A 19530-nucleotide genomic window follows, 5' to 3' on the forward strand; every position below is an offset into this window, starting at 1 on the left:
CTGATTTAATTTCTTTAATAAAAAAACAATAAATAGCTTTAAATAAAGCTATTCTAGAAGTATTGATTAAAACAAATGGAAAATACCCATATGGAGTGGGTTTTTAAAATTGTTTTTTTATAGATTAAAAAACATTAATTTCAATTAATTATTTTTTTAATTGAGAATGAATGATAATAAGTTTTAATTTAAGTGATTTTAAATTAAACGCTAAATTTAGTGTTATTAATTCACTGTTATTTATTTTGAAATTAGAGCGCCATGTTGCTCAAATAATAAATTAAACTCATCGTAAAGCTCTGGTTCCTTGGCTTCTATGCGTTCAGAAACAAAGAAGAAGAACGATTCTAAAGATACACCCAAATAATGAAGTAAAAGACATAAGGTAGATAAAGTTATTTCACAGATACCATTTTCATAGCGTGAAATTTGTTGTTGGGAAACTCCAATGAGTGAGCCTAATTGTCTACCTGATAATAATTTTTTCCTTCTTAAGCTTGCAATTTCATCTGCGATAGCTTGAGAAAATGATTCTGTAATTCTCTCTATTTTTTTCAAACTCATCATAAACCTTAAATAAGAATCAATTTCAAAACATATTAAATAAAACAAATGCGTAAGCACATATCTGTTTTTATTTTTAAACAAATTAAGAGTAAAAAACAATAGGGTGAAATTTGACAATATTTCCAACCAAAGCATGATTTACACATTATCCTCAATGTGAGTTTGTTAAAATAAATAAATTACAAAAGGTTACGATATCCTTACTCGTAATATGGCTTAATGCGGCTTAATATGGTAGCGATAAATTCTATTATAATTCTTTTTTTGTAGGTAATTTTAGATTTATATGTCGTCAAAAATATATTTTCATAGTTACATTTTAAAAAATCAAAGAATATGAATGCATAACAATGAGGAATATAAAAATAACAATAAAATTCAGATGTATAGGCTATGCATTATTCAAGACATGCTTAGTAACAATTATGAATTCAAAAAATGAAATATACAAAATATGTCGAAATGTTATTTCGATTACATTTAATGACATTGAATTTGACTTAAGTTGTTGATGTTTGTGATTCAGATCACTTTAAGATGTATTGAAAATGACACATTCATTTAAGACGCGGGTTTTATTTATGGGGTTGAAACAAATTCAGATTATTGTTGGTCATACCGACATTTTTTGATGGGAATTGATGACATGATGTTTCCATCACTCATCAAGCAAGAATCGCAAAAGTAACCGAAAAGAAATCGAATTTGCAGGTATAATCTCTCCAATTTCATTCAACAGGCTTAGATACCCACATGGCAAAACTTACCTTACAAGAGCAAATGCTCCAAGCGGGACTCGTCACCAGTAAAAAAATGGCGAAAGTACAGCGCACAGCGAAGAAATCACGCGTGCAGGCTAGAGAAGCCAGAGAAGCGGTAGAAGAGAATAAAAAAGCGCAGCTTGAGCGCGATAAGCAACTGAGCGATCAACAAAAACAAGCGGCACTGACGAAAGAGTATAAAGCTCAGGTGAAGCAGCTGATTGAGATGAACAAAATTGACGTGGCGAAAGGCGATATCAGCTTTAACTTCACAGATAATAACCTCATCAAGCAAGTGACCGTCGATAAAACAACACAAAACCAACTTATTAGCGGCCGTCTCGCTATTGCGCGTTTAGCGACTGACAATCCAGAAATGAGCACTTACGCAATTATTCCTGCGAGTGTGGCGGATAAAATCGCTCAACGTGATGAAAGCAGCATCGTATTAAATAACGCCTTGAGTCAGGAAGAGCAGGATGAAGACGATCCGTACGCAGATTTTAAAATTCCTGACGATTTAATGTGGTAGTTGTTTAGAACGGGCTTTTGCTGTGTGCTTGAATGGATTTTCCAGTTATCGGATGAATAAAATTCAATTCACTGGCATGCAGCATCAGTCTCGGCGCAGGTTCAATATCTGCAAGCAGTAAGCCTCCATACAGATCGCATCCCAAAATAGGATGACCGAAAAGTTGGCTGTGAACGCGCAGCTGATGGGTTCGTCCTGTTTCTGGGATAAATTTCACCCTCGTCAGTGGCAACTTACGTCCATCGTCTAGCTCACGATAAAACCGCTCAATTACCTGATAATTGGAACGTGCCGGTTTACCGTGAGTCACGCAAATCGACATTCGGGGAAATAAAGCCGGATCTTTGGCTATCGGCGCATCTATCACACCATGATCATTTTCCACATGCCCACACAGTAACGCACTGTAGGCTTTCGTCACGGTTCGCTGGCTAAACTGTCGGCATAACTCTGCATTTATGGCTTTATTGCGAGCCACGACCATGACACCAGAAGTACCAAAATCAAGGCGGTGCACTAGGGTGCATTCAGGGAACAATTGAACGAGCCGGTAATGTACTGAATCGAGATTTTGTGGATTCTTTCCAGAGAGGCTCAGTATCCCTGAAGGTTTATTGATAATAATAAGGTGCTCATCCTGCTCAATGATTTCAATGTCATCATGGCAAGGGGGCGCAATAAAGGTATCAATAATCGTCGACATCAGGTTATCCAGATAAAAAGTGGCTATGGATAATACCCAATTTTGCGCTATCTGACGATAATGTTATTGGGTGTGTAAAACTAAAGGCGTAGTCTGGGCAGGCATTGTGTTTTATACTGCGCGCTGTGAAATTGAGTCAATATAGAAGGTGGTATGGCAATGAACGGAACAATCACAACGTGGTTTGAAGATAAAGGTTTTGGGTTTCTCAAAGATGAAAACGGGGATAACCGTTATTTTCATGTGATTAAAGTTGCCAACCCAGAACTGATTAAAAAAGGGGCGGCGGTTACGTTTGAGCCAACCACAAATAATAAAGGTTTATCCGCCTTTGCGGTTAAAGTGATCCCTGAAAGCAAATATATCTATATTGCTGGTGAGCGCATTAAGCTGACGGCTATCAAATCATTCCGTATCTATTATGAAGATGTTCCGGCAGATACACGTATTGATAAAGAAAATACCGTGTTATCGATTGGTGCATTAATGAACAGCATTAAACCTAAAACGAATATTAAGCCGGGGGCAACTCGAGCACTGAAAAAGCTAATTATTGAAACCCAGCATGGAACAACATTAACGTTCTCTGAAGATGAGATTGACGTGGATGAAACCATGAAACAGCTTAAAGGTGTTAAATAGCTTTCGACTGAACTAAAAAATCCTCCAACGCCATTGCCTCTCATTTAGAGGCAATGCTTTTCCAGCACTATTTGCGATACCCTTTCCTAAATTTGAATAAAAGATCAACAAATGATCTAAAAAGAGAATATTTTTAATAAGCAAACGCTACATATTAAGCAAGATGTATTAATATATGCGCGAACTGCATTCTGATACGTCCAATTTATAGCGCCTTTATGGCATACAATCTGGATTGTAAATATTATGATGCGAGTTGGTTGTTGTTAAGTTGGTAATCTAAATGAAAATTATTGCGGAATAACGAATTAAGCTGTAGAAATATATTTTTATATTGGTATATTACTCATCTCATGAGTTTTTTATTTTGCAAAAAACAATTTAGCTGTTTCAAATTGTAATTTGTTGTAATAAATGATGTATTTTATCTCGTTTTTATAGGGTTTTACTCCTCCCACGTAAATTTTATTTTAAAAAAATAAAAAATATATTAAATAAATTGAACAACGCTTTATTTAATATATATCAGTTAGTTAATTCTGCTTATCATATTAGGTGTACTCGCACTCGTTGTATCTTAATAAAGCCCGACGATCAATAAATTACTATTTGATAGGTGGTACCTATCAAAATAATCTTGTTCGATCGGTATAAACGTTTTTACTCTTATTTTAATGTATTTATTATTAATGGAAATTAAATAAATTGTTTCTTTATATTGGAGTGTGGTTAATGAAATCTAATATAATTAGTGGTCAGGTGGGAGCTTTTTTAAGAAAATCACGTAAAGAAAAGAACATGACGGGAAAGCAACTGGCGAAATTAATAGGAATCAGCCAGCAACAGATATCAAGATATGAAATGGGAATCACTGCGATTACTTTAGATCAGCTAGATGTTTTTTTAAATATTCTAGATAAACGATGGGTCGATGTCATTAAATATGTCGAAAAAGATACTGACTCTGAAAAAAGAATGGGTAATAAAGGAAGTGCGAGTAAATATATTTCCTGGGGAAATTACTCAACAAAAACCATCATAAATAACTGCTAATTTTTCCTCTTAAATTAGAAATAAAATAATCAGTTAATTCTGGTTATTTTATTAAGCATATTCTCTGGGAAATTCGATTGTTTTTTATAAAACACACAATGAATGTGTTTTTTATGCTATGCAATTAAATTTTTCTTCATGGATATTAAATAGAGAGAACAACATGTTAAATAAAAAAATGGCATCTGTTTTGCTATCAACAATTATTGCTGCTTCCTTTGCTACAGTTGCTAATGCTGACACTCGTACTGCTCAAGCGACAGCAACATGGCAAGCGACCGCAATTAAAGATACGACAAGTATGCTGGTTGTTACGCCATTAAAAAGCTTAACATTTAACTATGCAGAAGGTCAGAAAAGCTTTAACCAACAAAATGGCGCATTTGATATCGCTATTCAAGGTCAATCAGGTGCAACAGATTTTAAATTAGCATCAAAAATCATTTCTAACACTTTAGCGAGAACAACAGATGATTCTAAATTAACTGTTGGCGTTAAATGGAATGGTGAAGATCTGAATAAAACGACTGACACTGTGTTAATCGATACTTCAAAAGGCTTAACATCAGGTTTAGATAACTTAGCTGCAGATGGTATCTACAATGGTTCAGAGCGTGCAACTGACCGTGGTGAGTTCACCTTCGTTATCGCTAGCGCGGAAGCGGCTGGTGCAGCGACAGACTTCAAAGCACTGACCGACGGTTCATGGGATGGTGATGTTAAAGTTCAGTTCACTGCAACTTGGGATGGTACTTTCACACCAGCTCCTTAATTGATTATTTACGCTTAGTGAATAACTAATTTTCACGATAAAGATACTATAGGGAAATATTATCTTTATCGTTATCTTTTTTAAAATTAATAATTATGAAAAAAATAACACTAGCATTAGCTTTATTATCTATTCTCCCACTAAAAATGAGCTTGGCGGTTAATGTAGGTAATATTACTGAAATCATATCGTCAGATGAAGACTCATTAGCAAAAGAAATTGAAAATACAGTTAATACGGCAAGGCTCGTTAATTTAACTATCGAGAAAATAGATTCGCCACTTGAGAATGGAAAAGTCATTCCCGTTACGGATCCGAACGAAATATTATCAACCCCCGCTAATCTGATTTTGCCGGGGCAAGCAAAAGATGTTTTTAAAATTATTTATCAAGGTCCCAAAGACGATAAAGAACGTTATTACCGATTAAATTGGAAAGATGACCCTATTGGCGAAAGCGGTGTAACAAAAAGTGCAAAATCTGCCTCAGCGACAACGTCAGCGACCATTAGCACCATCTTGGTTGTTGCACCAAGGATTGAAAAATTTAATTACCAATATGCAAACTCTCAAGTTTCCAATATAGGGAATAGTTCATTTCGTGTGGTGGCATCAGGGCCATGTTTACCTGAAAAACAAAAATATAGCGTGGATGGTATTTGTCGTGAACGTTATTACCTCATGCCACATTTAGCTGTGAAACTACAGTTTGTCGATCTTAATAATAAAAAATCTAGCGTAGGTATTTGGCACAAAGGAGATTTCATTGTCGTCAAATAATTAATAACGGACTTTAATCATGCGTAAGAGTGTTATTGCTTTATCAATATTAAGCATTTTTTTTTCAAACACCATTCATGCTAGTGAGATGAAGAGTATTAAAATTGGTGGTTACATTATTCCTCCGGCATTTGTGAGTGCATTGGAAGAAGGAATGTCTGTGCCTGTTTTTCTACGATTAAGTGATGATGCTAAAAAAAACCAAAGCGAAGATAAAATCGCGGATGCAGTTATTGTCATTGACCAAGGTAAAATTAAGTTATCGAGTATTCACCTCATTGACAGTACGCAAGGTCCACAACTGAATAGTTTGTTAGTTGATAAAATTGAAAATAAACAAGATGCCATTTTTGATGATAACAATGGTATTGTTATCGACAATAATGCAGTGCTGAAATTAAATATTTCGTCATTCAATTTATCATTAGATGTTGATAAATCTGCATTTACACCGAAAACTCACGCAAGGCATTCTGTATTAGGTGATTCATCCGTTAATTCACTTTCAGCAGTGGCAAACTATGATTTAGGTGTATTCCAAAGTCAGGTAAAAAATGCAAAAAATAGCTCCAGTAGCTATTTCAATTTAGACGCGTTATTTGCCGCAGCAGAGCACCATTTTAATATTAATGCATCGGCTTATAGCATCGGTAAATCCAATGCAAGTGTTGAATTATACCGAGCGATGTATGAGCGTGACTTTAATGGGCTGCGTGTCGCATTGGGTTTAATGAGTACGTGGAATTTACAATCCATTGCGAGCTTAACTGCGTTGAGTAGCAGCAAAATTTATGCGGTCACTATCGGGAATAACTCCGCGAGTGTGGTCAATAATAAACAGCAGTCACTGACCCCTATTTATGCCTTCTTAAATAGCCCTGGCGAAGTTCGTATTTATCGTCAAGGTAAGCTTCTTAACATCCAAAACTTCCCAATGGGTAACTTTGAGGTAGACACCAGTACACTGCCTTTTGGTATTTATGACGTCACTATCGAAACGGTTGTTGATGGGAAAGTGGTCACCACTCAAAATCAAACCATCAATAAATCCTTAGGGGCAATCGGAGGAAACTTCGACAAACTGAATTGGGAAATGTACGGGGGCTATGTTGATTTCGATAAAAGGAATTATGTCCGTGGTGAAGATCGTCATAGCCAAGCTCCAGAGAAAAGTTATTTAGCGGGCGCGTCATTCGCCTATAACTTCCCCGTGCTGTCGGGGATACGCTTCCAGATGTCAAACTATGGTTTTGATAAATTCCTAGTTCAAGAAACGAGCATCAACGCGTCGATTAATAACTACATTTCGGTTTCTTGGCAGGGCATGCTGGAAAACCACGGCAGCCATCGCAACATTGGGACAATTTCTGTCAGTATTCCTGAAGGCTATGGTTCCTTTTGGGCATCACGAGAGCGAACGGTGGTCGAAGGGGATTTACCGCTTTACGATGCGGATAACTATTCCTATGGCGCAACAGTTAACTTCGACAAGATTATTGATAGGGCGGGTTCATTCACGATCAGTAATACCAAAGACCGTCGCGTAGGCAGTGATTCAATTAACTACGAATATGCGAATACGCTGTTTTCTGGACGCTATGGAACAGTTGGACTCAGAGCCGGTGTGCAGCGTTATCACTATGACAATCAAAACAGTACCAACGAAAAATATGTGAATCTGGACTTCTCATTACCGCTGTCTACGTGGTTAAGCACGGGCGTTTCTTCCACGAATGGCAACATGAAAGCCAATATTTATGCCAACAAGAGTTTTGAAAACTCGCCGATCACCAATGCGGGAATTTCAGTCTCTAAGTTAGTGCGTGACAAAGATAATGGCGAATCAGATTTTTCGACGCTGGCTTACGCCTCTTATGACATGAAATATAACTCGGGCACCGTTACGATTAACCGACCGGATGGTGACCGACTGAACGGTAACTTAACCTCTCGCGGGTCGGTGGCTTATAGCAACGGCATGATCACACCAAGCGGCAATCAAGGAAAATCAGGGGTAATTATTAATTCTGAGATTCAAGGCGCCGGTAGCATGGTGGCAAAAGTGAATGGGCAAAATTACCCAATTAGCGGAAAAAATACCTTTATTCCATTGTCACCGTATTCAGATTACGACATCCAGTTAATGAACGACGGGAAGTCAAAAGACAGTTTTGACATTGTCTCTGGACGCAATAAATCCGTCACGCTGTATCCCGGCAATATCGCGTTTTATCAACCTGAGGTTCGTCAGTTGGTCACGGTGTTTGGACGGCTTAAATCACCAGATGGTGAATACATAAAATATGCCTCGATTCGTAACCATATAGGGCGAACAAAAACCGATAAAAATGGGGAGTTCTCCATGGACGTTGATGTGCGCTATCCCGTAATTTCGTTATTGCAAGAAGATGAGAAAACGATCTGCGAAGCCGATTTAAACCTACAAGGCGCACGCGGTGCTTTATGGGTCGGTGAGGTGACTTGTGAGCCTCAAGAAGCATTAGCAAAACGCTAACTCTCAATTTTAAGGTTAATAAAACATGCGAGTATTATCGACATCAGCACTCTGTTTTTCACTGGCGGTACTCACGTCAAATGCATTGGCAGCGACAGCACCATTGCAGGAATACGTCATTGTTGAGAACCAGATTGATAACGAATTTTTTATCGTTGCCAACAGGGTTGACCCTCGCTTTTCTGGATCCAACGTTTTTACTAAATATCAACGAAATAGCCAATTAAGCTTAGGCTATATGGGGTATACCGGTACCCCTTTTAGCTCGACCTATAATATAGGGGATATTTGGCTAGAAAACTCCCCTGTAAACCAACCATTTGTGGGGAACCGTTGTATGACAAACAACCGAAATTGTCCTGCGACATCCTATTGGTCAGCTCAACAACTTCGGGATAATGGTGCATATAAAATTCAGCAAACAGGAACACCAGGAGAGTCCGGATACTCTAGACCCATTTTTTCTGAATCATTTTACCGTTGGATTGCAGAATTACCGCCGGGAACCGAATACACGTTTGATTTAAGAACTTGTACGAGTCGAGATGATTATGACCTGAGTAATTCGACCTGTATGACCAGCGGCGGGCGAACCTCGACTCAGCAGCATTATATTCCAACGAATAAAAAGGGAAATATTATCCTGAAGGGAACGGGGGCTTTGCAGGAAGTCTTCGTGGATAGTAACGGCAACCCAACGGTTGGGTTGGGCTCAAACTTCTGTACTACGGGAATTGTTGGAAACGTTTCTGGCGTTATTTGTCAGCTCGTTGAATTGGAAACGAAAGGTTCATCGATCAGTGGGTCATTTACCGTCCGTATGTATATCGATCACCAAAAATTGGGTCTGACGGCGGCGCCTAGAGCTGCATTAATCCAATATAAAGGGAGTAACAGTACCCGTTGGACTAACTGGTCATCAACCACCAATATGTCGGAAATATTTAATAACGGCTCGAATTTTATTGAAGTGTTCCTATCGAATACATATTTGAAATCCATTGTTGATGCGTCTCCTAACTCGAGCGTGACCTTGGCGGATAGTGTTTATACGTTTGCTTTTCAATCTCCACTGCCTCAATCAGGGTTCTATGAGTTTACTCCATCGAACTATCTGATTATTAAACCTCGAGATTATGGGATCAGTATTATCCCTGCCGACTTTAACCCGAATCAATCGAAAACCGGGAAAGTGGGTAATGAAGAGCCGCCAATTGAATTTAATTATATTGTGACGACCAGCGGACCAAGGCAGGCAGATTCAATCACCGCCAAAGTGGAAGGTCCAAGCACCACGCTAAAAGGGCAATCGTACTGCTTATTTAGCTCAAATGATGACAAATTCAAAGTGCCATTTTCAGCGTATTTGTCATTTAAAAATCACACGGGAAGCTTAGAGTCTTACCGAGCCAGTTGCGATAGCAATGAAATTTCCCTCAAAAATGCGCTATGGGAAGAGACGCCGTGGGCAAGACCAAATGAAGATTTAGGTTCCTTTTATCGAACCAATTTAGACCTGCTATTCCCAATGAATGAGGCGAATTCTTTCTTCACGTTAGATGGCATTGATTGGCTAGGGACAGTCTCAGCAAGCGGAACGGTGACAGTAAAAGCCATCTGGACAGGGCCCGATATTCAATAAATTAATCCATTTTTTAGGCGACTCATTCAGTATTCAGTCGCCTTATTCTTCAGCGCTAACAGGTTAATTATGAAACTCAATTCTTTGCTGAAATTCTTATTACTATGCACACTGTTTTCGTTTAATGCTAGCGTTCATGCGCTTTACATTAATTCGGATATCTCTTCGATGGAGTCCGATAAAGAATTTTTTTCTAAGCCCTATATTAACGATACGAAAAAGACCAATTTATATAATTTTAGCGCGTATCAAATTGATAAACCGGGCAGCCATGAACAAGGGCGAGCCATTCATAATGGGGAAATTATCTTTACCCCACTGAAGAAAATTTTATTACCAGGAGAGCAGGAATTCTTTAAAATTTTTTATCGCGGAACCGCGGATAACCAAGAGCGCTATTACAAAATCATCATTAGTGAAACGCCGCTTGAAATGCAAAATGATCATGAGGAACGTAAACAGCCGCTGTTTTACCCAACGGTCAGTTTAGAAACGTACTTCGTCGTGAGACCCAAACAGCCTGATTTTAAATATACGCTCGACCAAAATGCAGGCATTTTGAAAAACACGGGGAATACCTACTTTAGAGTGCTTTTGCATAACAATTGTGATGCAGAGGATGATACTGAGCCTTACGTCCTTTACTTGCTACCTAATCAAACGTATCAAGATGCACGTTTAACCAAGAAAAGTCGCAAGTACATTGTGATTTTTGATAAATATTACGCTGTAGGTAACTGTGAGTAATCGTTATTATTTGTAGAGCGCACTAATAATAACGCTGCTTTTCATGATACCTTTTTCGACACTTGGTGATTGAGCATATGGCTTGGCAAAAAAGCTAATATCAAATTGGTTATTACCATTAGCACTGAATCGTTGGTTTTTTCCAGATAAATCAATAGGACTCTTATCCATCCAAGATAAATAAATTCCAACACCAGATAAGTTGGTTTTCAACTCACCACCAACACCATTATTCAGAGCCCCTTGAGCACCAGGATAAACTTTAATATCTATGTTATTAGGCTTAAAGCCACTTTTATTGCAATCCACAATAAATTGCGTTTTTACAGCAGGTTGTTTTCCTGCAAGTAAATCGGTTTCATTGATCACATCGAAATCGACAATTTTATTGAAGCCTTTCCCATCATTAATATCGCAAGTGATATTGACGATATCTAGCGAGATGCTCAGAACCGTGTCGGGTAAAATTTCATCGGCAACGGTATGCAAAGGGTAGCCACTCATCAGCATGAAAAGAAAGCAGAAGGGAAGTGTTTTATTCATCAATTCGCTCACATTAAAGATATTTTATTTTGATTGTAATGTGGGTGCTCCCACTGCCTAGAGTCACACTATTGCTGCCAATGGGTAGTGCAATAGGTTTTACTTTCAGTTTCACTTTCATTAATGAAGCGGTGGGTTTTTTAAGTAAAAGCTCTTTTCCCATTGGCACACCTGCACCAATATTTCCAACTTGGCTATCTTCCCATGCGACTAAATAACCAAGAGTGTTGTTAACAGATCCAATATAGCCAGATGCCCCCATGGTTAAATGAGGGGTAGCGGGTTCAAATAAGAGTGAAACACGTTGTGGAACTATGGTTCCTGAGCAATCTAATGATAGCGTGGTATGTCCCTCTATTTCGCCAGATAAAACAGTTGCGCTATCTAATGCACCAAAAGCAATATTATCGATCGTTGCTGGCAGGCAAGTGGCAATTTTCACACTCATCCTAATTTGCGATGCCAGCTCTTGACCAACCATGGATGATTGTTTGGTGAGTGCTCCATAGCTATTGATATGCGTAAAAATCAATACGCTGATGAGCAAAATAGATTTGCGCATAGTCACCTCAACTAGTTGAATGTTAACTTAATATTTAATGCTGTACTGGCGGCTCCAGGTGAACCCGTCGTACCAAGTAAAACGGGTTTTACGTTAATAGGAATGGATACGTTAGGTGTTGTGGGTTTCGTGACAGGGGCTTTCGCAACGCCATCAACCAAAACAGGAGTATTGATGGCAGCCATTTCAGCGGTCTTCCATGTCAACTGATAACCTATAGTGGCATTTTGTTTGGTCTTCAAAATACTTTTTGTGGAATCAACGCCATCAGCCGAGGTTAATGCCATCGTATAAGATGCTAAAGTCGCATCACAAGTGATTGCAATCGTCATCGGTTTTTCAACCACTTTGCCATTTTTAATGTCACTGACAGATTGCTCGCCAAAGTCGATATCTGCAACTGAAGCGGCACAAGAAGCCTTGACCGTCATCTTAATATTGGAGGTGACTGTCCCGCCTGTTACGTTGGTCGCAAAGCTTGTTGCATTAGCATAAATAGAAAATAACGATGCAGTACAAAGGAAGAGAGATCTCTTGATCATAAAAAATCCTGTTAGTTTAGTTTTACATTAATGGTCAAGGCGGTATTAGCTGCCCCCACTGCCGTTTGAGTTGTTAACGGAACGGGTTTGACGGTAATTGGGATCGTGAAGTTTGCTGTTGTTGGCTTAGTGTTTGGTGCAATAGCGGCGCCATTGATAACGACGGCACTATTTACAGGTTTAAATGCACTATTGCCCCATGTGAATTGATAACCAACGGATGGATTACTTTTCACATTGATAATTCCATTCGCAGCATTGTTGACACCATCCTTTCCTGAAAAACTTAAGGTATAGGCGGGTAGTACCGCATTACAGGTAAACGCGACGTTGATGGTTTTACCGGCAACAGATTTTGCGTTAACTGAACTTGCAGTTTGGTTGCCAAAATCCACATCGTTGACTGAGACCGCACATGATGCGTTATTGACGAGGGTCATCGATGTTGGGGCACTGAACGCGACACTCTCTGTCATTAACGTACGGCTGTTATTACCAATTCGTGAATAGAATTTTCTGGTTAACATGTAAGTAGGGTTTACAACCGTTTTTCCAACAGGGGGTTTTTTCTGTAAGTAAACGGTACCAGAGTCTGTTCCTCCGCCAGCATTGGCTAAATTGGTATAGCCCGTTCCACTGGTTTTGTAGTCTAAAACCAGTATCCAAGCACTGTTACTACAGCTTCCTGTTGATCGAAATCTTAAAATGCCATCGGATGAGGTTTTATCGACGGTTCCACCATTTGGGCAATCATTTGGTGATGCGCCATATTTATCAACAATATAAATAAAGTTACCTGTCGTATTCCCCGCACCACTTGAAGCACGTAAGCATTGCCCTGCTAAAGTTAATGGGACACCAGGGGCGCCAAAAGTATAGAGTTGATCGCCAACTTTTTTGTTCGTCACGTCGATTTGTGCTGGAAATGAATATTTGATGGATATATTTCGGCATCTTGCCGCAGAGGCATCTAACGCGAAAAAAAGCATCAATATTCCAAGGTAAAACCCTTTTTTTGCCATGATGATGTCCTTATTGCAGTTCGATCACACGTCGAGCGCCGTAGTCATCAATGGCTTCAACAGTGACTTTACCGGATAACGGGCGCTGTAAATCCATCTCGCTGAAAGGCGGGAATAAGCTAATTGAGCGTTCAACATCCGCGGATAAAGACAGCGGTTTGTTGTTGACGGAAACTTGTGTGAGTGCAAAGTAGTAAGGTGTTGGGTTCTTCAGTGTTGAACCGCTATATGTGATATTTTTTTCTGCATCCTCTCGGCTTTCTGCAAGGATTTTAGGGCGATAAATGAGCTTAACTTGTGTATTTAATGCCACAGCAAGGACATTGCCCTCTTCCGCAGAGGCAACTGGTGGGATTTCTTGAACATTCAGCCAAAACAGTGATTCCCTGTCTTTTGGCAGTATGTCATTAATATAAATTAAGCGAACAAGCTGTTTTTCATTGGCTGCGACTTTAAATAAGTTGGGTGCAGGAACAAAGAAAACATCATCCCCTTTGAGGTTATCGATCCAGACCTGCCCACCGTAGGCTTTTTCGCTATTATTCTTAACTTCAACCGCAATATTTTTACGACCTTCATCATAGATAAATCGAGTGCCATTCAGCGTGAATGCGGAATAGGCATTAAAACAGGTTAACAAAAATGGCAAGATAGCGAGTTTGGATATGAGCTTAATCATTGCATTCGATCTCCATGATTTGGTTTTCATTGGGTTCTACCCCATTCATATTTAAGGTGCATACCTCATCATTTGAGGAGGTAATGAAAATGGCATTAGGCTGACTTAATAAATTCAACAGCAAAACACCGCCATTGGAGACAAATCCCACATAGTCGTTATTTTCTGTTCGTGCTGAGCTACCGGCAGACACAAACTCACCGTTTTTCTTTTTCAGTCTCAAAATGTATCGATGTATGGTTGAGTATTTGAACTCGCGATAAACAATGGCTTTATCTGTTGGAACAACGCGTTGTACAGAATCGAGTAACTCAACGTTGTTTGGAACTTCCTCAGTATTGATTTTTAAATTATTTTCAATATAAGGGGAGACACCAATTACGGTATTTCCATGTCTATCTGTAGGCGGTGAGTCATTAAAAACAATATTTCCGATATTCTTAATGTTGGCGATGGCGACAGTATCTTGTCGCACATTAGTTAAAAATAAGCCGGTTTGTTGCGTGGCAAGCAAGCTACCGGAGGCATTGATAGAGCCTGTGGTTTGATGCTGGTTTTGGGCAATAGCCACACCTGTATTCACCCAGTCTTGGTTAAATCCAAAGTAAGCAGAGTTTGACCAACTATCACGATCTTTGCTGGTATTCACGCTGTAGTTCACTTTTTCATTAATGTTCCCTGCGATACCAGAGTTAAAACTGGCTTTATTATCACGGTCATAGCTCACCGAGTTCGTCCAAAAATGGTTTTTATCAAACACACTAAACGGAATATTCACACCGACGGAGATGGCATAATTATCACGGTCATGGTCATTTAATTTTTGATAATCAGCAGATACCGAAAAGTCGATACCTTTGAAGGCCGTGTTATAAGTCACGTTAGCACCGATTTCATTGCGGATACGATTACGGTAGGTTTGTACCCATCCCGACAGGCTGATAAAGCTGTTATCAAAATTTTGAGAAATAATGGTTTCATAGCGCTCTTTACGATTACTTCTTTGGTACAGCGCATTTTGGTTAAACTCATTAAAATCAACGTACTCTTTACCTGTATAACGGTAAGTTAAAAGCTGTAAGTTAGTCGTATTCGACAGTGAATTGGCATACTTCAGCATATAACTTATCCCTGATTGCTTAGCATCAGGTGATGTGGGAGTCTGTTTTTGAAAGTGACTGTTGGCCGCGTTCACGTTAAAAGAGACCGCACCAAATTGACCAAACTCTTTACTCAGACCAATTCCAGCACTTTGATAATCACTGTGTAAAATTCCCGCCGTTTGCAACGTAAAATACGTAAATCCATAATCAAGAGCGCCCAAAAGGAATGGGTGGCTTTCACGCTTTCCAGCTAGCTCTCGCTCACCAATGACGAGGTTGTAATCCATCTCATTGGCTCGTAATAATGATGGGAGTGTGGCAACTGGCACATATCTCACGGTTTTGGTTCCATTATCTTCTTCAACAGTAATGGTCAAATCACCATTACTGACGGGTGAAATATCATTTAATTGATATGCTCCCGCAGGAACGACTTGAGAACTAAGAACGTATCCATTTTGTGAAATAGTAATTTTTGCATTCGAACTGACCACACCTGAAATGACAGGGGCGTAACCTCGCATTTCCCATGGGCGCATATTTTTTTCTGAACGTAACGCCATTCCGTAAAACACAAAGTTAGGTAACATCGTCATTGATGTTATTGTTTTACCGGCAATAAAACTTCCCTGTATAGACTTCATGGCAGTTGAAATGGTAGCTTCTGAAGTCTCGGTTCCTGAATCTTTAAGATAACTACTGCGGACGTAGCCTACCCATCGACCAAAATTAGAATATAAGTCGAAATCCCCATAAAGTTGGGTATTAGCGGATGTTGTTTTAGAGACATACCCGGAATAGTTAACTTTGATCCCTGGTATTCCATAATCCCATTCTTGTTGATTTTTTGAGTTATCTAAGGCGACTTGTGGAATATTAAAAGTCAAAACCTGTTTTGCATTATCAAAGTCAATTTTAACACCTGGATAATGACCTAAGTTGTAGCAGTTTCTTTCTGCATCGAATTCATTTTCAAATAATGATAAATTAATAGGCAATGAAAGCTCATTTATCCATGTTGTATTTAAACAAAGATTTTCTCTATCTTTGGTTAATATAATTAATTCTTTTTTTCCCATTGGGTGGCGATTAAAAATCACCTCTACAATATAGTGACCTTCAGGATATTTAACACTGTCATCAAAAATACTTGCTGCTTGAGATTGAACTCCTCCATGTAAGAAGTCCATATTCAAGTTTGCATATACACAAAATGGACTTACCAACAGGGATAATATAAAAGCATTGACTGGTTTTAAACGCATATATCCATCACTATTTGTAAGCGGTAATAAGGGTCAAAGACCCTTAATTTAAAAATATAAAACTAATTATTTATATGCCACTGCATAAGTTGCAGTAGAAATGATGGTACCTTCGGTAACAGTTTGACCTGTTGTTGCCAACATTCTTGCTTTGAAATTCATATTTCCAATAGCATCGGTTCCATTACCAAAATCAACTGTTTGGCTGTTATAAGTTACATCTTGATTTGGAGTGGTTGAGTTCATTGCGGTTAATTGAATAGAAACACCATTTGCTGTTCCTTTCATATTTGCAAGACCAGAATTAGTAAATCCAGCGCTTTGCCAACCTACTTGACCATTAGTTTTTTTCAAACATTCGTCAGTACGTGGAACTAAACTAAATTCAACGTAGTCACCATTGGTATCTGCTGTTGTCATTTTGCCTAAATCAATTGTAGATTTAACTAACCCACCGACTTCGGTATCAATATCACAAGTTGCAGAAGTTACCGCTCCAATAAATTGTACTTCCCCTGTATTTGCAAATGCAGCGCCACTAAGTAATACGCTGCTACAAATTAAAGGTAATAACATCTTTTTCATTTAATCATCCTCATAAGAGTATTTATATTTAATAATGTGTATTAAGAATCTCTGGATATGCATATCCAAAGATTCAAATTTAAATTTCACCATTTTTAATGTCAGGAACTGTGCAGGCGAAATGATAGATAATAAAAATCATTTACATCATTAAGAGATGAATGTTTTGGAGCCTGCTCGTTCTGTGATGCAGAATACTCTCACTCCTCAGCTGGATAAACTAAATAAACTACTTAAGTATTTTTATTTATATGGAATTCTAAAAATATTCATTATTAACAATAGGTTGTGGATTTGTGGTGCTAAAAAACTCAATAAAACCTTCAAATTTATTTTAGTTTTTTATGATTTATTTCAATTTTCGGTTCACTCGCATGGGTAGTATAGTGTGGCGATGTTTTACTATATTAATAAAGAATGAAATTATGAAATCGAGTATAAAATATATAATTAATGACAAGTTTGAGTTTGACTACACCAATAAGAAAATCACATACATACTTAATGGAGATAAACGTAAAGTCTTAACGCCAGCTGCGAATATTCTTTTATTTTTAATAAAAAACAAGGTGGATGGAGATAATGAAGTTATTTCACAAGATGAGCTATTTAGTGCAGGTTGGGGTGAAAAAAAGAAGTTTGTGACAATCAATACGTTTTATCAAAACATTTTATTGTTACGAAAGGCATTTAGCGAACTCGAACACAATTTTGAGATAATAAAGAATATTCCTAAAAGAGGCTATAGGCTTGTTGATGATATACATATTCTTAACTCATCGATAAATAATGTAAATAGTAGTAGGTTTAGAAATAAACACAAAATTGATAGGAAATATGATGGGAAAATAGAAAAAATCCATATCCCTAAAGTGGAAAAAGTAGAAAACCATAAAAATATCAGCATAAATACTCCTCCTAAATATCCCTCTGGGTATATTAAAAAAAAGAATGTGTGGCTCAGTTTCTCAAATCGTGAAGTGAAAAGAACAATCATTATGCTAGTTCTAATTGTGTTGATGACAACAATTTTTTTTAGCTATATCGATTTTCAAAAAAAAAGTAGTAGCTTATCGAACTACACCCATTGTGGAGAAATTAATAGTAAAATAATACTCTGTAATAAGCAGATGGATTTAAATGCGAAATTATCTAAATTTCTCTCAGATGAAATTATTTCAAAGTCATTTGATGATTATCAATATATGTATGTGATAAGACGGAATTTCACTAATAAATTATCAATCATTTATTGCATCAGAGAGTTAGATTCATTTTCGTTAAAAGATAATGAATGTGTTTCGTATTACATCATGGATTGGGCTGGATAATAAAAATGAAAAAAAGCATCTTGAAAGCTGTTGTTTATACATCAGCAATTATTCTTTCTTCTATTGCTGTATACCAGGTTAATGAGTCAGATGACATTATTTGTCGATCCTCATTTAGGACTATTTCTATTGAAAACAATGTAAAACTCTCTTTGAGTATTTCTTACACCTTAGGCGATCATGAAGGGTGGGTGAATTTAAAGGGCAAGTTTAGCCAAAATGGTATTGAGAGTGAGGTAGCAAGAAAGGTTTATATCGATATTATAAAGATTGGCGATAGTCTTAAAATTAAATCTAAGAAAAATATTTTATTGAATTCGGATAATACGGACTCTTCGGAGTTAGAAAAATATTTGTCTCAGTCTTATTTGGACCCCAACCTAGATATGGATATCTTTCTCTATCCTCAGAAAAGTGGTGGGTATGTCTTTTTCACCAATGATATGTATGCTTTTTATTGCAAATGATTAAATATGAGCGTGATAGATAATCTACCCAATAAAAAGATTATCTATCACTACCTCTTTAATCCTGTGTATGTAGTCGTTTAACGATCATGACAAGGTCGTTGAGGAAAGTCTCAATATCCATGTCAAGTTTGCTAATAATTAAAAATAATCTCGGTAATGTGATATTGCTGATCCCTACCTCATACCGTGAAAACTGTTGCTGACTGACACCGACACGGCTAGCGATTTGGCTTCCAGTCAAACCCAGTTCTTTTCTTTTTTTTCTTATATAGTGCCCGATTAAATTGTTTATTTGAGCTTCATTCTCTCCGGCAAAGTAAAAGCTAATATCTTGAATGGGTAATTTATAGGCTTGCGTGCTTTCAAAGGAAAGGTGTTCACTCATCATATGTCCTCTTGCGTGATGGAATCATAATTGTTGTATTTCCACCGAGGGGTGTAAACCAAATTAAAAATCAAATAGTTTTTAGTCTTTTAATCTAGGTTTTTTATGTAGTTAGGGAATTTCTTTATTAAAAAATTAAGTTTTCATATTTTCTTAATTAAAAGCAAAATGAGTATTTTGAAAGAGAAATCGTTTGAAATGATAATAGAAACCAATCTTATTAAGATTATTATTTATTATTAGTGGTATCACAATAATTTGCGCAATATGATGTTTTTTAATCAAGGGTTCTTTTCGCAGGAATATCGATAAAAATAATCAGAAAATAAT

General features: G+C 37.6%; 20 protein-coding genes. 10 read left to right on the plus strand and 10 right to left on the minus strand.

Going from position 1 to position 19530, the window contains the following annotated elements:
- Positions 1 to 240: 240 nt before the first annotated feature.
- Positions 241 to 702: a helix-turn-helix domain-containing protein gene (locus tag M5X66_RS00560; RefSeq protein ID WP_230082482.1), complete on the minus strand. Its 462-nt coding sequence runs from the start codon at positions 700 to 702 to the stop codon at positions 241 to 243.
- Positions 703 to 1320: 618 nt separating this feature from the next.
- Between M5X66_RS00560 and M5X66_RS00565 the strand changes: the two genes are divergently transcribed.
- Positions 1321 to 1860: a DUF2058 domain-containing protein gene (locus tag M5X66_RS00565; RefSeq protein ID WP_036950360.1), complete on the plus strand. Its 540-nt coding sequence runs from the start codon at positions 1321 to 1323 to the stop codon at positions 1858 to 1860.
- A gap of 4 nt (positions 1861 to 1864) precedes the next feature.
- Here the strand turns inward: M5X66_RS00565 and M5X66_RS00570 are convergent, their stop codons facing one another.
- Positions 1865 to 2563, minus strand: a complete 699-nt coding sequence (locus M5X66_RS00570) for an RluA family pseudouridine synthase (protein ID WP_270103798.1) — start codon at positions 2561 to 2563, stop codon at positions 1865 to 1867.
- Between the two features lie 159 nt (positions 2564 to 2722).
- Here M5X66_RS00570 and M5X66_RS00575 point away from each other — a divergent pair, with 159 nt between their 5' ends.
- The 7 genes from M5X66_RS00575 (at position 2723) to M5X66_RS00605 (ending at position 10713) form a co-directional block, all read left to right on the plus strand.
- Positions 2723 to 3205 (plus strand): cold-shock protein, encoded by a 483-nt coding sequence (locus M5X66_RS00575; protein WP_181477794.1) that lies wholly within the window; start codon positions 2723 to 2725, stop codon positions 3203 to 3205.
- Positions 3206 to 3937: 732 nt separating this feature from the next.
- Positions 3938 to 4258 (plus strand): helix-turn-helix domain-containing protein, encoded by a 321-nt coding sequence (locus tag M5X66_RS00580; protein ID WP_036950366.1) that lies wholly within the window; start codon positions 3938 to 3940, stop codon positions 4256 to 4258.
- Between the two features lie 163 nt (positions 4259 to 4421).
- Complete coding sequence (ecpA, locus tag M5X66_RS00585) at positions 4422 to 5030, plus strand: common pilus major fimbrillin subunit EcpA (RefSeq protein ID WP_108478643.1); 609 nt, start codon at positions 4422 to 4424, stop codon at positions 5028 to 5030.
- A gap of 95 nt (positions 5031 to 5125) precedes the next feature.
- Positions 5126 to 5809: a hypothetical protein gene (locus M5X66_RS00590; RefSeq protein WP_036950370.1), complete on the plus strand. Its 684-nt coding sequence runs from the start codon at positions 5126 to 5128 to the stop codon at positions 5807 to 5809.
- A gap of 19 nt (positions 5810 to 5828) precedes the next feature.
- On the plus strand, positions 5829 to 8324 hold the full coding sequence (locus tag M5X66_RS00595; RefSeq protein ID WP_154634527.1) for a TcfC E-set like domain-containing protein: 2496 nt from the start codon (positions 5829 to 5831) through the stop codon (positions 8322 to 8324).
- 25 nt (positions 8325 to 8349) lie between these two features.
- Positions 8350 to 9966 (plus strand): fimbrial protein, encoded by a 1617-nt coding sequence (locus M5X66_RS00600; RefSeq protein WP_108478645.1) that lies wholly within the window; start codon positions 8350 to 8352, stop codon positions 9964 to 9966.
- A 69-nt stretch (positions 9967 to 10035) separates the two neighbouring features.
- Positions 10036 to 10713 carry a fimbrial protein gene (locus M5X66_RS00605; RefSeq protein WP_154599828.1) on the plus strand — a complete coding sequence of 226 codons (678 nt, stop codon included), beginning with the start codon at positions 10036 to 10038 and terminating at the stop codon, positions 10711 to 10713.
- 6 nt (positions 10714 to 10719) lie between these two features.
- On the opposite strand, the gene M5X66_RS00610 is transcribed toward M5X66_RS00605, so the two are convergent.
- From M5X66_RS00610 to M5X66_RS00640, 7 genes are all read right to left on the minus strand, one after another.
- A complete protein-coding gene (locus M5X66_RS00610; RefSeq protein ID WP_108478647.1) occupies positions 10720 to 11256 on the minus strand; it encodes a fimbrial protein in 537 nt (178 codons plus the stop codon).
- 13 nt (positions 11257 to 11269) lie between these two features.
- The gene (locus M5X66_RS00615) at positions 11270 to 11818 is read right to left on the minus strand and encodes a fimbrial protein (protein WP_132496818.1); all 549 of its coding nucleotides are present in this window, start codon (positions 11816 to 11818) and stop codon (positions 11270 to 11272) included.
- Between the two features lie 11 nt (positions 11819 to 11829).
- Positions 11830 to 12360: a spore coat protein U domain-containing protein gene (locus M5X66_RS00620; RefSeq protein WP_154599829.1), complete on the minus strand. Its 531-nt coding sequence runs from the start codon at positions 12358 to 12360 to the stop codon at positions 11830 to 11832.
- An 11-nt stretch (positions 12361 to 12371) separates the two neighbouring features.
- Positions 12372 to 13382 carry a fimbrial protein gene (locus M5X66_RS00625; RefSeq protein WP_154609626.1) on the minus strand — a complete coding sequence of 337 codons (1011 nt, stop codon included), beginning with the start codon at positions 13380 to 13382 and terminating at the stop codon, positions 12372 to 12374.
- A 10-nt stretch (positions 13383 to 13392) separates the two neighbouring features.
- Positions 13393 to 14061 (minus strand): fimbrial chaperone, encoded by a 669-nt coding sequence (locus tag M5X66_RS00630; protein ID WP_108478649.1) that lies wholly within the window; start codon positions 14059 to 14061, stop codon positions 13393 to 13395.
- Entirely contained in the window at positions 14054 to 16429 is a 2376-nt protein-coding gene (pefC, locus tag M5X66_RS00635) for a PefC/AfrB family outer membrane usher protein (RefSeq protein ID WP_154599832.1), read from the minus strand. The genes M5X66_RS00630 and pefC overlap by 8 nt, the downstream gene beginning before the upstream one ends.
- A gap of 66 nt (positions 16430 to 16495) precedes the next feature.
- Positions 16496 to 17014, minus strand: coding sequence for a fimbrial protein (locus M5X66_RS00640; RefSeq protein WP_036950387.1), 519 nt, complete (start codon positions 17012 to 17014; stop codon positions 16496 to 16498).
- A 425-nt stretch (positions 17015 to 17439) separates the two neighbouring features.
- Here M5X66_RS00640 and M5X66_RS00645 point away from each other — a divergent pair, with 425 nt between their 5' ends.
- Together M5X66_RS00645 and M5X66_RS00650 are read left to right on the plus strand one after the other, a co-directional pair.
- Positions 17440 to 18345, plus strand: a complete 906-nt coding sequence (locus tag M5X66_RS00645) for a winged helix-turn-helix domain-containing protein (RefSeq protein WP_036950391.1) — start codon at positions 17440 to 17442, stop codon at positions 18343 to 18345.
- Between the two features lie 5 nt (positions 18346 to 18350).
- Positions 18351 to 18812: a hypothetical protein gene (locus M5X66_RS00650; protein WP_036950393.1), complete on the plus strand. Its 462-nt coding sequence runs from the start codon at positions 18351 to 18353 to the stop codon at positions 18810 to 18812.
- A 58-nt stretch (positions 18813 to 18870) separates the two neighbouring features.
- Here the strand turns inward: M5X66_RS00650 and M5X66_RS00655 are convergent, their stop codons facing one another.
- A complete protein-coding gene (locus M5X66_RS00655; RefSeq protein WP_051422597.1) occupies positions 18871 to 19203 on the minus strand; it encodes a helix-turn-helix domain-containing protein in 333 nt (110 codons plus the stop codon).
- Between the last annotated feature and the right edge of the window lie 327 nt (positions 19204 to 19530).

Source organism: Providencia sp. PROV188, assembly GCF_027595165.1.
GTDB classification, from domain to species: Bacteria; Pseudomonadota; Gammaproteobacteria; order Enterobacterales; family Enterobacteriaceae; genus Providencia; species Providencia lanzhouensis.

Coding starts and splice junctions, on each gene's coding strand:
- M5X66_RS00620 (WP_154599829.1), bottom strand. CDS start 12,360: ATGATCAAGAGATCTCTCTTCCTTTGTACTGCATCGTTATTTTCTATT.
- M5X66_RS00640 (WP_036950387.1), bottom strand. CDS start 17,014: ATGAAAAAGATGTTATTACCTTTAATTTGTAGCAGCGTATTACTTAGT.
- ecpA (WP_108478643.1), top strand. CDS start 4,422: ATGTTAAATAAAAAAATGGCATCTGTTTTGCTATCAACAATTATTGCT.
- pefC (WP_154599832.1), bottom strand. CDS start 16,429: ATGCGTTTAAAACCAGTCAATGCTTTTATATTATCCCTGTTGGTAAGT.
- M5X66_RS00590 (WP_036950370.1), top strand. CDS start 5,126: ATGAAAAAAATAACACTAGCATTAGCTTTATTATCTATTCTCCCACTA.
- M5X66_RS00560 (WP_230082482.1), bottom strand. CDS start 702: ATGCTTTGGTTGGAAATATTGTCAAATTTCACCCTATTGTTTTTTACT.
- M5X66_RS00610 (WP_108478647.1), bottom strand. CDS start 11,256: ATGAATAAAACACTTCCCTTCTGCTTTCTTTTCATGCTGATGAGTGGC.
- M5X66_RS00625 (WP_154609626.1), bottom strand. CDS start 13,382: ATGGCAAAAAAAGGGTTTTACCTTGGAATATTGATGCTTTTTTTCGCG.
- M5X66_RS00615 (WP_132496818.1), bottom strand. CDS start 11,818: ATGCGCAAATCTATTTTGCTCATCAGCGTATTGATTTTTACGCATATC.
- M5X66_RS00630 (WP_108478649.1), bottom strand. CDS start 14,061: ATGATTAAGCTCATATCCAAACTCGCTATCTTGCCATTTTTGTTAACC.
- M5X66_RS00575 (WP_181477794.1), top strand. CDS start 2,723: ATGAACGGAACAATCACAACGTGGTTTGAAGATAAAGGTTTTGGGTTT.
- M5X66_RS00650 (WP_036950393.1), top strand. CDS start 18,351: ATGAAAAAAAGCATCTTGAAAGCTGTTGTTTATACATCAGCAATTATT.
- M5X66_RS00565 (WP_036950360.1), top strand. CDS start 1,321: ATGGCAAAACTTACCTTACAAGAGCAAATGCTCCAAGCGGGACTCGTC.
- M5X66_RS00580 (WP_036950366.1), top strand. CDS start 3,938: ATGAAATCTAATATAATTAGTGGTCAGGTGGGAGCTTTTTTAAGAAAA.
- M5X66_RS00645 (WP_036950391.1), top strand. CDS start 17,440: ATGAAATCGAGTATAAAATATATAATTAATGACAAGTTTGAGTTTGAC.
- M5X66_RS00595 (WP_154634527.1), top strand. CDS start 5,829: ATGCGTAAGAGTGTTATTGCTTTATCAATATTAAGCATTTTTTTTTCA.
- M5X66_RS00600 (WP_108478645.1), top strand. CDS start 8,350: ATGCGAGTATTATCGACATCAGCACTCTGTTTTTCACTGGCGGTACTC.
- M5X66_RS00655 (WP_051422597.1), bottom strand. CDS start 19,203: ATGATGAGTGAACACCTTTCCTTTGAAAGCACGCAAGCCTATAAATTA.
- M5X66_RS00570 (WP_270103798.1), bottom strand. CDS start 2,563: ATGTCGACGATTATTGATACCTTTATTGCGCCCCCTTGCCATGATGAC.
- M5X66_RS00605 (WP_154599828.1), top strand. CDS start 10,036: ATGAAACTCAATTCTTTGCTGAAATTCTTATTACTATGCACACTGTTT.